The sequence below is a fragment of the Devosia sp. A16 genome (assembly GCF_001402915.1).
In the GTDB taxonomy this organism is placed as follows: domain Bacteria; phylum Pseudomonadota; class Alphaproteobacteria; order Rhizobiales; family Devosiaceae; genus Devosia_A.
In genome coordinates, this window is sequence record NZ_CP012945.1 from 2532064 (window position 1) to 2544587 (window position 12524).

Sequence of the window (12524 nt, forward strand, 5' to 3'; positions counted from 1 at the left end):
AAGCGTCTTCCGATCCCAGAGTTCCTAGACGTCGAGATTGGCGACGCTCAGCGCATTGTCCTGGATGAACAGCCGGCGCGGCTCCACCACGTCGCCCATCAGTTCCGAGAACAGTATGCCGACCTCGCTGTCGTCTTCGCGCTGCTCGACCTTGAGCAGGGTGCGGGCGTTCGGGTCGAGCGTGGTTTCCCACAGCTGCTCCGGGTTCATCTCGCCCAGACCCTTGTAGCGCTGCAGCGAAATGCCCTTGCGGCCGATGGCCGAGACGGTTTCGAACAGCGAGAACGGCCCGTAGATATCGAAGCTCTGGTCCTTGCGCACCAGCTTGGCAACGCCGCCATAGAGGTCGCCCAGCTTGTCCACCGTTGCGCGAATGCGGCGCGCGTCCGCGGACGCCAGCAATTGTGCGTCGACCGCGTGCCGCTCGGTCACGCCCCGAATGGTGCGCGAGAACACATAGCCGCCCTGGCCGTCGAGTTCACCCTGCCAGCCGCGCTCGAACTCGTCGGCCAGCCGGTCGAGGCGGCGCACTACGCGCTCGATGACCGTACGAGCTCGCTCATCGTCGCCGGCCGCGTCGGCGAGCCCGCCGACGATGGCAGCCTGCTCGATGATCGATCGGTTGTACTTGGTGTTGAGGCCTTCGATCGTATGCACGATCTCGCGTGCCTGCCGCGCGATCTGCAGCAGGTCCTCACCCGAATGCGCCACGCCGTCGCGGCTGGTCAGCACCGCTTCATCGGTGCCGGCATTGATCAGGTAGTCCTCGAGGCTGCGCTCGTTCTTCAGGTACTGCTCGGACGAACCCCGCTTGATCTTATAGAGCGGCGGCTGCGCGATGTAGATGTGGCCGCGCTCGATCAGCTCGCGCATCTGCCGATAGAAGAAGGTCAGCAGCAGGGTGCGGATATGGGCGCCGTCGACATCGGCGTCCGTCATGATGATGATCTTGTGGTAGCGGAGCTTGTCGATGTTGAACTCTTCGCGCCCGATCGAGGTGCCCAGCGCCATCACCAGGTTGCCGATCGTCTCCGAGCTCAGCATGCGGTCGAAGCGGGCGCGCTCGACGTTGAGAATCTTGCCGCGCAACGGCAGCACCGCCTGATTGCGGCGGTCGCGGCCCTGCGTGGCCGAGCCACCGGCGGAGTCGCCCTCGACGATGAAGATCTCGCTGAGCGCCGGATCCTTCTCCGAGCAATCCTTGAGCTTGCCCGCGAGGAAGTTGATGTCGAGCGCCGACTTGCGGCGGGTGAGTTCGCGCGCCTTGCGCGCCGCTTCACGCGCTGCCGCCGCTTCAGCCACCTTGCCGACCACCGACTTCGCCTCGGCCGGATGCTCTTCCAGCCATTGCTGCAGCTTGTCGTTGACCCCGTTCTCGACCACCGGACGAACCTCGGACGACACCAGCTTGTCCTTGGTCTGGCTGGAGAATTTCGGGTCCGGCACCTTGACCGACAGCACGCAGGTGAGGCCTTCGCGGATATCCTCGCCGGACACCTCGACCTTCTCGCGCTTCAGGATGCCGCTCTCTTCGGCATATTTGGTGACCTGCCGGGTGAGCGCCGCGCGCAGGCCCGCCAGGTGCGTGCCGCCATCGCGCTGCGGAATGTTGTTGGTGAAGCACAGCACGTTCTCGTGGTAGCTGTCGTTCCACCACATCGCCACTTCCACGGTGATGCCGTCGCGCTCCGAACTCAACAGGATCGGCGCGGCAATCAGCGGCGTCTTGGCGTTGTCGAGATAGCGCACGAAGGCCTCGAGGCCGCCCTCGTAGTGCAGCTCGACCTCGACCGGCTCGGGATGGCGCAGGTCGCGGAGGACGATGCGGACGCCCGAGTTGAGGAAGGCCAGCTCGCGCAGCCGGTGCTCCAGCGTCTTGAAGTCGAACTCCACCATGGTGAAGGTATCGGGCGAGGGCAGGAAGGTGACCTCGGTGCCCGAGCGGCCTTCATACGTGCCCGGCTGCAGGTTGGGCACATAGGTGCCCACCTGCTTCAGCGGCGCCAGCGCGTCGCCGTGCGAGAACTCCATCTCATGGATCTCGCCGTCGCGCCGGATATTGAGCTTGAGCGAGACCGACAGCGCGTTCACCACCGACACGCCCACGCCGTGCAGTCCACCGGAGACCTTGTAGGAGTTCTGGTCGAACTTTCCACCGGCATGCAGCTGGGTCATGATGACCTCGGCCGCCGAGACGCCTTCTTCCTTGTGGATGGCGGTCGGGATGCCGCGGCCGTTGTCGTTGACCGACACCGAGCCATCGGCATTGAGCGTCACCGTCACCAGGTCGGCATGCCCCGCCAGGGCCTCGTCGATGGCGTTGTCCACCACCTCATAGACCATGTGATGCAGGCCCGAGCCGTCATCGGTGTCGCCGATATACATGCCGGGGCGTTTGCGCACCGCATCGAGGCCCTTCAGGACCTTGATGGAATCGGCGCCATATTCGTTCGGATCGGAGGGGGTCTCGGTGCTCAAGGGGGTCCCGAATCAGGTCAGCAGGTCCGCTGGGATCGGTCTAGCGGATCGGGTGTTCATACCCAAGGGAAATGGCTATTTTTAGCCCGTTTTACAAGGCTTAGGGACCGTTTCTCACGGCTCAGGCGCCAATCGCCCATCCTTGACGATTACCCGCTGCGCCCCCTCGGCCAGCGCCTCGAACAGCATGGGGTCGGTGCCGGTCATGAAACATTGTGTGTTGAGGCTGTCGAGTGCCGTGAACAGCGCCGCCCGGCGGCCGGGATCGAGATGCGCCGCCACTTCGTCGAGCAGCAGGAAGGGCGCGATGCCGGCCGCACGCTTGACCAGCCGCGCATGGGCGAGGATCAGCCCGATCAGCAGCGCCTTCTGCTCGCCGGTGGAGCCGAGCGCCGCCGGCATGTCCTTCTGCGCATGCCGCACCTCGAGGTCGATGCGGTGCGGGCCGACCAGGGTGCGCCCGGCGGCGCGGTCGAGGTTGCGGTTGGCGCGCCACAGGGCCCTGAGGTCCGCTTCGAGCACCGCCGAGGACTGAGCCTCGTGCCGATCCTCGAACAGGGGCGTCAGCGCCAGCCGGGCTGCCGGAAAGTTTGCCTCGTCGACGCCGGCCGCGATCAGCGCCTGCAGCTCGCCGAGGCTGTCGGCGCGCGCGAAATGCACGGCTGCGGCCGCCGCCGCCATCTGTGCTTCGACCGCATCGATCCAGATCGGGTCGGCGTCCTCGTCGAGCAGCCGGTTGCGCTGCCGCATGGTCTTTTCGAAGTCGGAGACCTGAGCCGAATGGCCGGGGAGCAGCGTCGTCACCAGTCGGTCGAGGAAACGCCGGCGTTCGCTCGCCGGGCCGGTGAACAGGCCATCCATCGCCGGGGTCAGCCAGAGCACCCTCAGATAGGAGCTCATCTCCTCGATGGTCCGGGCGTTGGCGCCGTTGATCCGCACCCGCCTGCCGCCCTCCGGGCCGCCGGCGCCGGTGCCGATATCGACCGGCCCCTCAGGCGTTTCGACCGTGGCGGCCACTGCCCAAAGCCCGTCGGATCCTTGCGCCGCGACATCTTCGAACGGGGCGCCGCGCAGGCCGCGCCCCGGCGACAGCAGCGATACCGCCTCGAGCAGGTTGGTCTTTCCCGCGCCGTTCGCGCCGACCAGCACCAGGTGCCGCCCGTCGAGATCGAGCGCCGCCGATGCATAGTTGCGGAAATGCGAGAGGCGAAGCCGTGAGATGTAGCGGGAAGGGTGCATTGGCGGCGCCGCAACCTCGATCTCCCTTCTCCCCTTGAGGGAGAAGGTGGCGCGCAGCGCCGGATGAGGGGTCCGCGATGCGAAGTCATCGCGCGATCCGAACGAAGTGAGGAGCGACTTCCCCTCACCCGACCCGGCTTCGCCGGGCCACCCTCTCCCTCAAGGGGAGAGGGAAGACAGGCCTTACACCCGCATCGGCATCAGCACATAGAGCGCCTTGGCGTCGCCGTCCTCGCGCACCAGCGTCGGCGAGCCGGCGTCGTTGAACAGGAACACCGCGTTCTCCGAGCGGATCTGGCCGATGATGTCGAGCAGGTACCGGGCGTTGAAGCCGATCTCGAAACTCTCGGGCTCGAATTCGACCGCCAGCTCCTCGCTCGCCGTGCCATGGTCCGGGTTGGTGACCGAAAGCTCGAGCTGGCCTTCTTTCATCGACAGCTTGACGGCCTTGCCGCCGCGATCCGACGCAATGGTCGAGACGCGGTCGACGGCGGTCGCAAAGGTCTGCTTGTCGACGTTCATCTGCTTGTCGTTGTTCTTGGGCGTCACCCGATCATAGTCGGGGAAGGTGCCTTCGATCAGCTTCGACAGCAGCACCACGCTGCCCAGGGTGACCCGGATCTTGGTGTCCGAAAGTTCGACCTCGACATCGCCATCGGCGCCGTCGAGCAGCTTCTGCACTTCCGACACGGTTTTCTTGGGCACGATGATGCCCGGCATGCCCTTGGCGCCCTGCGGTGCATCGGATTCGGCGCGCGCCATGCGGTGTCCGTCGGTGGCGACGGCGCGCAGCGTCGGCACACCGCCGACCTCCAGCACGTGCATGTAGATGCCGTTGAGGTAGTAGCGCGTCTCCTCATTGGAGATGGCGAACTGGGTGCGCTCGATCAGCTCGCGCAGCGTCGCCGCGGGAACCGAGAACGTATGAGTGAAGGTTCCGGACTTGAGGTCCGGGAAACTGTCGGGCGACAGGCACGCCAGGTGGAAGCGCGACCGTCCGGAGGTCACCAGCAGCTGTTCGGTGCCTTCGTTCTCGAGCCGGACTTCGGCCCCGTCGGCGAGCTTGCGGACGATTTCGTAGAGCGTGTGTGCCGGCACCGTGGTGGTCCCGGCCTGGCCGACCATGGCCGGCACGCTTTCGGTCACCTCGATATCGAGGTCGGTGGCGCGCAGGTCGAGCTTGCCGTCCGAAGCCTTGAGCAGCACGTTGGCGAGGATGGGGTAGGTATTGCGGCGCTCCACCACGCGGTGGACGTGCCCCAGCGACTTGAGCAGATGGTTGCGCTCGAGAGTGACTTTCATAAACCCAAAACCCCTACCCCAGACGGCTGCTGCCCGGCGAAACCCAGCCCAAAACCAAGCGGAAACCGGGCTGCGACATTACAATTCAAGGGGCAAAAGGCAAGGGCGCGTGGGCCCGCGAGGCCGCTATCCCTAGACAAAATGCGCGGCAGCGTGGCGCCTGGGGGGCTCGCTACCGCCTCTCGCCGTTCAGCGCCCGTTCCATCGCCTCGAGACGCCGCTCGGTGTCTTCGAGGCGTCGTGCGGCGTCCTCGGCATTCAGACGCGCCAGCATCTCGTGCCAGGCCCGGTCGGGCGGCAGCGGCTGGGGCTCAGGGCGCGCCCCCAGATCGAGGCGCTTCAGACCTTTTCTGATCCGCAGCAACAGCCGCGGAGTTCTCGAACGCGATACCGGCAACGCTACCACTCACTAACGGACCCTACTGGGTCGAAACTCACAACGCCGCCGGATGGTTTCGGCCGGCGGTGCCCTCCCCGCGGGGGAGGGCCGCATATCTCATTCTTCGAGCATCCGCTTGAGCAGTTCAATCTCCTGCGCCAGCTCGCCGTCATCCTTGATCATCTGCTCGACCTTGCGGACCGAGTGCAGCACCGTGGTGTGGTCGCGGCCGCCGAAGCGCCGGCCGATTTCCGGCAGCGAACGCGAGGTCAGCGCCTTGGCCAGATACATCGCGATCTGGCGCGGACGCACCACGTCGCGCGAGCGGCGCGAGGACAGCAGGTCGTTGCGTGGCACCTTGTAGTGGCGCGACACGATCCTGAGGATGTCCTCGATTCGCACCCGGCGGGCATCGCGCTGCCGCACCAGGTCAGCCAGCGTGCGCTCGGCGAGCGCCACGGTGATCGGCTCCTTGGTCAGCTGGTTGGCGGCGAGGAGACGGTTCACCGCCCCATCGAGATCACGACCATGGCTCACCACCACGCGGGCGACATAGTCGAGCACCGCCGGGGCGAAATGCGCATCGGAGAACCGCGAGGCCGCCTGCTCGGCCCGTCGGGTGACGATAGCGCGGCGGAGATCGAGGTCGAACGAGTTGATCGGCACCACGAGGCCACCCGAGAGCCGCGAACGCACGCGCTCATCGAGCATTTCGAGGTCGCGCGGCGGCGCGTCGCCGGCCACCACCACCTGCTTGGCCCCGGTCAGCAGCGTCCCCAGCGTGTGGCCGAACTCGGTGGCGGATTTGCCCTGCAGGAACTGCATGTCGTCGATCAGCAACAGGTCGACGCGGCGCAGCCACTCCTTGAAGCCGAGCGCCGACTGGCGCTGCACGGCCGTGATGAAGTGGTACATGAAATGGTCGGCCGTCAGGTAGACGATGTTGCGGCCGGGCTCGGCCGCGCCTGCGGCCCAGGCGATGGCGTTGAGCAGGTGGGATTTGCCCAGGCCGACGCTCGAGTGGATGTAGATCGGGTTGAAGCTGACGGTGTTGTTGGCGGCCGCGTGGGCCACCTGCTTGGCCACTTGCAGCGCCATCTCGTTGGCCGAGCCGGCAACGAAGCTGTCGAAGGTCATCTTGGGGTCGAGGGCCGATCCGGACAGCGCGTCGCCGCGTGGCGCCGGCGCTGTCGTCGACTCCCGCACCACGCGGGGCGCCACCGGTGCGGCCGTCACTTCGACCTCGATCGCTTCGCTGGGCGTCTCGGCCTGGTGCAGCCGGGGCCGAGCCTGGCCGTTGACGCGCACCGTGAAGTGCAGGCGGGCGAGGCCGGCGGATTCCGCGCGGAACGCCTCGAGAATCTTTTCGGCGTAGTTCGACTGCACCCAGGAGGACAGGAAGCGGGTCGGCACGCTCAGATGGGCCAGGTCGTCGACGATCTCTTCCAGTTCCAGCCGGGCAAACCAGGAGTTGAAGACATCCTCGCCGACGGCGGCCTTGAGCCGGGCACGGACACGCTGGAAAAGCTCGTTGGAGCCGAGTGCCTGGCCGTCCTTGCCCATCATCACCGCTCCCTCTTTGCCGCCGCTTTGCCCCTTTCCGTTCCCTGCATCCGATACCCAACCTGCACGATCCGCCGCCGCGTTCATCGCCATCGTGTTAGCCCCAAATCCTGTTCTACAGCTGCCCCTTTTGGGCACAGCGCCGCCAACCTATTGCCCGCTTGCGCAGACAAACCTGTCCTGCCCGCGAACTTCGCCGCGGTTCAGTCTAACCAAACTTTCAATTGAGCCGAGCCGCTGATCGCGCCCGGACTACCGCAACGTCTTACGTGCTCGTAAGACCAACACTAATACTAATCAAACCAGACTACGAATGGAGTTTCCCCAAGACTGCCGGCCGCGTCCATGTCGCCTCAGCCACGATCTCAAAGTCAGCATTCCTGCCAGTCATGTCGCTCGATTACTCGGTTCTGGCGCCGGGTGTTCCTGAGCGACGAGGGGCATCTTAGTGGGGGGGAATTTTCCAATCAACGGGGGTTTTTTGCCTAGAGGGGGTTGACTCGCACCCTTTGCAAAAACCTTTCCGCGGCACTTTGTCCGGGTCGAAATCCAAGGCGCTGTGACTCAAGGGGGAATCGGGGTTTCGTGAGGTTTTTGGCGGCTTTGGAATTGTGGTAGCTGCGGCTCGAAAGCGACAATTCATTCCTGACAGGCAGATGAAATTCTCATGACGGGACCGCGCAAAGGCCCGGAAATGCAGGCCTTTCGCCCGGGGATAACTCTACATCCAGGTGTCGCAAAGCTGTCACACTGACGCCCGCTTTCCCACGCTGTGCCACACCCGGCCATAAAAACAGAAAAGCTCCCGAAAGGGAGCTCTTCACATTCACGAAGCTGTCGTCAAACCGTCTTGACGACGGTGTGGGCCGATCAGGCCTGCAGCGCCTTCACGCGGGAGTTGAGGCGGCTCACCTTGCGGGCGGCCACATTGGCGTGGACGATGCCCTTCTGGCTGGCGCGCACGATCTCGGGCTCGGCGGCCTTAAGCGCGGCAACGGCGACCGCGTGGTCACCGGCAGTGATCGCCTCTTCGACCTTGCGGACGAAGGTGCGCATGCGCGAACGGCGCGACTTGTTCACTTCGGTGCGGGCCGCGATCTTGCGCGTGGCCTTCTTGGCGGAAGCAGTATTGGCCATCAATTCCTCTTTGGCGCTCAACCCGCTGGCCCAGCCGAGGCCGGAATGTCCAGGGGCGATGAAATGAAATCGGCGGCATCTCGGGCCGCCAAGTTGGGCGCTGTATAGTCGCGACGAGCTGGGACGTCAACTGGATTCACCAGCGCGGAGGGGCGGCCTCCGGGGTGGTCGAACAGCGATTAGCGAGTAGCGAGAGGGGCGAGCGGCTCGATCGATCTTCCGTCCCCTATTCGACTCCCAATTCGCCATTCGCATCTCAGTGCTGGCACACCGGACAGAAGAAGGTCGACCGCCCCGACTGCACGATCCGCTTGATCACCCCGCGGCAGCCTGGAGTCGGGCATGGCTCGTTCTCGCGATCGTAGACGGCAAAGCGGTGCTGGAAGTAGCCCGAGTTGCCCTCGGCATTGCGAAAATCCCGGAGCGTCGAACCCCCGGCATCGATCGCCTCGATCAGCACGGTCCGCACGCCGTCGGCGAGGTCCTCGAGCCGCCTGGATGGCTTGCCAGACTTCAGCACCAGGGCGCGCGCCTCGACGTCGGGGCGGATATGGGCGCGATGCAGCGCCTCGCTGACATAGATATTGCCCAGCCCCGCCACCACGCGCTGGTCGAGCAGTGCCGCCTTCATCGGCGCCTTCTTGCCGACAAAGCGCTCCGCCATCTCGGCGGCGTTGAAGGCGTTGGACAGCGGCTCGGGCCCAAGCCCCTCGAGATAGGGGCTGTCGGCCTCGTGCTCGTAAAGATCGACAAAGCCGAAACGGCGGGCGTCGTTGTAGATGAGCTTCATCGCCCCATGCTCGGGGTGGGTCAGTTCCAGCACCAGGTGGTCGTGCTTCCTGTCCTCGTCGGGCTCGTAGTAGCGCGACGGCTCCTTGAACTTGAAATCCTCGAAGCGGTAGGCGCCGGTCATGCCCAGGTGGCTGAGCCAGGTCTTGCCGGTCGACAGCCGGAACAGCAGGTACTTGGCCCGCCGCCCGGTGCTCTCGATGGTCGCGCCCTCGAGCGCCTGTTTGAACCCCTCGGGAAAGGGAAAGCGCAGGTCCTTGCGGTTCAGCGTCACCTTGTCGATATGCGCGCCCGTCACATAGGGCTCGAGCCCGCGACGGACGGTTTCGACCTCTGGCAGTTCCGGCATGGGTGGATCCTTTCGCGGGCCACTATGTGGCCGCCCTGCGTAGCCGAAACAAGCGTCACCTGATGTCAGTGTTTGCATCGGTCGCTCGAATTCCCCCATGGCGTGATGGGTCCCGCGGGCTGGCCTTGCTCAACCATGCGCCCGTTTCCCGCATGGCATGGCGCGGCCCCATCCGCTATAACGCCGGCAATCCGGAGACAGAGCATGGCCGAGACCACGCATTTCGGCGAACGAACGGTCGCCCTCGAAGACAAGCAGAGCCTCGTCAACGACGTGTTCCACCGCGTCGCCGATCGCTACGACCTGATGAACGACCTGATGAGCGGCGGCGTGCACCGCGTCTGGAAGGACGCCATGGTGGCGCGACTGGCCCCGCCCAAGCAGGGAAGCGTGCCCTACCGCGTGCTCGACATGGCGGGCGGCACCGGCGACATCGCCGAGCGCATCGTCAATGCCTCCGTCGGCTACGCCGAAGTCACCGTCTCCGACATCAATACCGACATGCTGCGGGTCGGCGAGGAGCGCTCGCGGAACTGGCGCTTCCCGGCCCAGGTGAAGTTCGTCGAGGCCAACGCCGAGGCGCTGCCGTTCGAGGACGAGAGCTTCGACGCCTATACCATTGCCTTCGGCATCCGGAACGTGCCGCGCATTCCCCTGGCGCTCAAGGAAGCGCATCGCGTGCTGAAGCGTGGCGGGCGCTTTCTCTGCCTGGAGTTCAGCCAGGTCGATACCCCGGTGCTGTCCGAGGTTTACCGGGCCTTCTCCGATCGGGTGATTCCGCCGATCGGCCGTGCCGTGACCGGCGACGCACAGCCCTACCAATATCTGGTGGAATCGATCCGCAAGTTCCCCACCCCCGAGCACTTTTCGAAGCTTATTGCCGACGCGGGCTTCAAGCGCGTCACCCACACGCCGTTCACCGGCAATATCGCGGCGCTGCACGCGGCCTGGAAACTCTGACGCCATGGGGCTCGCTGCCTATTTCCGCCTGGCCCGGGCCGGTTTCGTGCTGGCGCGCGAAGGCGCCCTGTCGATCTTCGACAACGACGCGCTGCCACCGGTGCTCAAGGCCGGCGTCCGCTTCGGCCGGTTGTTCGAGCGCGGCGAGGTCAGGCGCTCCGGCCGGGTCGAACGGCTGACCCGGGCGCTCAACCGGCTCGGCCCGACCTATGTCAAGCTCGGCCAGACTCTCGCCACTCGCCCCGATATCGTCGGCGACGAGGTGGCGGCGGATCTGGCGGTGTTGCAGGACAAGATGGATCCCTTCGACGACAAGCTCGTCCCGGACCTGCTTGCCGAAGCGCTGGGGCCGCGCTCGACCGAGTTCACCGACTTCTCGCCGCCGGTCGCCGCGGCCTCCATCGCGCAGGTGCACAAGGCGATGCTCACCGACGAGAGCGGCCGCCGCAGCGTGGCGGTGAAGATTCTTCGCCCCGGCATCCGCGAACGCTTCCGCGCCGACATCGAGAGCCAGTATGCCGGCGCGAGACTCGCGGAGGCGCTGGTGCCCAAGCTGAAGCGGCTGCGGCCTGTCGACGTGGTCGCAACGCTCGACCGCTCGGCGCGGATCGAACTCGACCTCCGCCTCGAGGCGGCGGCGATCTCGGAGTTCTACGAGAATATCAAGGACGATACCGGCTTCGTCATTCCCAAGGTGATGTGGGATTTCACCTCCGACACGGTGCTCACCACCACCTGGGTCGACGGCATCCCGATCCGCGACAATGCGGCGCTCGATGCTGCCGGCGTCGACCGCAAGGCGCTGGCGAGGAACCTGCTGCAGGCCTTTCTCCGCCACACCGTGCGTGACGGCTTCTTTCATGCCGACCTCCATCCGGGGAACCTCTTCGCCGACCCCAGGACGCAGAATATCGTCGCCGTCGATTTCGGCATCATGGGTCGCATCACCCGGCGCGAGCGGCGCTTCCTCGCCGACATCCTCTATGGCTTCATCACCCGCAATTACCGGCTGATCGCCGAGCGGCATTTCGAGATCGGCTATGTGCCGCGCACCCAGTCGATCGACGAATTCGCGCTGGCGCTGCGCGCCATCGGCGAGCCGCAGCATGGCCGGCGGGTTTCGGACATCTCGATGGCCAAGGTGCTGGGCCAGCTCTTTGCCACCACCGAGCTGTTCGAGATGCAGACCCGGCCGGAGTTGATCCTGCTGCAGAAATCCATGGTGCTGGTCGAGGGCGTGGCGCGGGCGCTCGACCCCGAACTCGACATCTGGAGCATTTCGGAGCCGATCGTCGGCGACTGGGTGCGCCGCTCCGCCGGGCCGCTCGGCCGGCTCGAGGAGCTGAAGGACCATTTCGACACCGTGGTCACCACGCTGGGCCGGCTTCCCGCCATCGTAGAGAAGGCCGAGACCGCGCTTGACGACTACGAACGCGACAAGCACTCGCCCGATCGCCGGTTCAACCGCTTCATGCTGGTATTAGGATTCTGGCTCGCGACGGCGGTGCTGCTGGTCGGCTTGTGGCGCCTGCTCGGCTTCTGATTTCTCCTCATCCTCTGAGGGCTGGCGGGGGCGACCGCCCCTGAACATTGGTTCATCAAGCGTTCATCACTGGGGCAATACCGAGGCGGCATCGGCTTGCGGCGCTTGGGACCGGCTCCTACAACGGGGGCAATGCGGCGGGCGATGTTGAGGAGAATTTCATGACCTTGAAGACTGTTTCCCGGCTGGCCGGCATTATGCTGCTGAGCGCCGGGCTCGCCGGCTGCATGGACGTCACCGCCGAGATCGACGTGCAGAGCGAGACCACTGGCAAGACCACCACCGTGATGACGGTGGCGTCCGAATTCTACCCGATGATCAAGCAGATGGCCGATGCCGGCGGCGAAAATGCCGATTCGTCCGGCGCGTTCTGCGAGGAAGAAGGCGACGTGCTGACCGAGAATGCCGATGGCAGCGGCACCTGCACCTCGATCAAGGAAGGCGACCTGGCGACGCTGACCGCCGACAGCGACGGCCCGAACTCCGACACCAGCATCACAGTGGTGAGCCCGGGCGTGGTGCGCGTGGCCTTCAAGACCAATGAGATGTCGAGCCAGATCAGCGAAGGCGCCGGCGGCGCCGAGGATGCCCAGGCCAAGGCAATGATGAAGACCTATTTCGAGGGTCACACCGCCACCATCCGTATCAAGGGCAAGCGCATCACCGAGACCAACATGAACAAGGTTGGCGACAATACTGCCGAGATGGTGCTGAACTTCACCGACCTGCTCGACGGCAAGGCCGACCTGCCCGAAGAGCTGTTCGCGGTCGTCGATACCCGCTGA

Annotated in this window: 10 protein-coding genes; 3 read left to right on the forward strand and 7 right to left on the reverse strand. The window is 65.3% G+C overall.

Annotation, left to right across the window (positions count from 1 at the left end; translation table 11 throughout):
- Positions 1-24: 24 nt before the first annotated feature.
- The 7 genes from gyrB to mutM form a co-directional block, all read right to left on the reverse strand.
- The gene (gene gyrB / locus APS40_RS12355; protein WP_055047337.1) at positions 25-2478 is read right to left on the reverse strand and encodes a DNA topoisomerase (ATP-hydrolyzing) subunit B; all 2454 of its coding nucleotides are present in this window, start codon (positions 2476-2478) and stop codon (positions 25-27) included.
- Positions 2479-2592: 114 nt separating this feature from the next.
- Positions 2593-3717 carry a DNA replication/repair protein RecF gene (gene recF / locus APS40_RS12360; RefSeq protein WP_055047338.1) on the reverse strand — a complete coding sequence of 375 codons (1125 nt, stop codon included), beginning with the start codon at positions 3715-3717 and terminating at the stop codon, positions 2593-2595.
- A 183-nt stretch (positions 3718-3900) separates the two neighbouring features.
- Positions 3901-5019 (reverse strand): DNA polymerase III subunit beta, encoded by a 1119-nt coding sequence (dnaN, locus tag APS40_RS12365; RefSeq protein ID WP_055047339.1) that lies wholly within the window; start codon positions 5017-5019, stop codon positions 3901-3903.
- A gap of 172 nt (positions 5020-5191) precedes the next feature.
- The gene (locus APS40_RS12370) at positions 5192-5383 is read right to left on the reverse strand and encodes a hypothetical protein (protein ID WP_055047340.1); all 192 of its coding nucleotides are present in this window, start codon (positions 5381-5383) and stop codon (positions 5192-5194) included.
- 132 nt (positions 5384-5515) lie between these two features.
- Entirely contained in the window at positions 5516-6964 is a 1449-nt protein-coding gene (gene dnaA, locus APS40_RS12375; RefSeq protein WP_236884096.1) for a chromosomal replication initiator protein DnaA, read from the reverse strand.
- A gap of 867 nt (positions 6965-7831) precedes the next feature.
- The gene (rpsT, locus tag APS40_RS12380) at positions 7832-8098 is read right to left on the reverse strand and encodes a 30S ribosomal protein S20 (protein ID WP_055047341.1); all 267 of its coding nucleotides are present in this window, start codon (positions 8096-8098) and stop codon (positions 7832-7834) included.
- 256 nt (positions 8099-8354) lie between these two features.
- Positions 8355-9236 (reverse strand): bifunctional DNA-formamidopyrimidine glycosylase/DNA-(apurinic or apyrimidinic site) lyase, encoded by an 882-nt coding sequence (gene mutM / locus APS40_RS12385; RefSeq protein WP_055047342.1) that lies wholly within the window; start codon positions 9234-9236, stop codon positions 8355-8357.
- A 204-nt stretch (positions 9237-9440) separates the two neighbouring features.
- Here mutM and ubiE point away from each other — a divergent pair, with 204 nt between their 5' ends.
- The 3 genes from ubiE (at position 9441) to APS40_RS12400 (ending at position 12524) form a co-directional block, all read left to right on the forward strand.
- Complete coding sequence (ubiE, locus tag APS40_RS12390; protein WP_055047343.1) at positions 9441-10196, forward strand: bifunctional demethylmenaquinone methyltransferase/2-methoxy-6-polyprenyl-1,4-benzoquinol methylase UbiE; 756 nt, start codon at positions 9441-9443, stop codon at positions 10194-10196.
- Positions 10197-10200: 4 nt separating this feature from the next.
- Positions 10201-11739: a 2-polyprenylphenol 6-hydroxylase gene (gene ubiB, locus APS40_RS12395; RefSeq protein WP_055047344.1), complete on the forward strand. Its 1539-nt coding sequence runs from the start codon at positions 10201-10203 to the stop codon at positions 11737-11739.
- A gap of 161 nt (positions 11740-11900) precedes the next feature.
- Positions 11901-12524 carry a hypothetical protein gene (locus tag APS40_RS12400; protein ID WP_055047345.1) on the forward strand — a complete coding sequence of 208 codons (624 nt, stop codon included), beginning with the start codon at positions 11901-11903 and terminating at the stop codon, positions 12522-12524.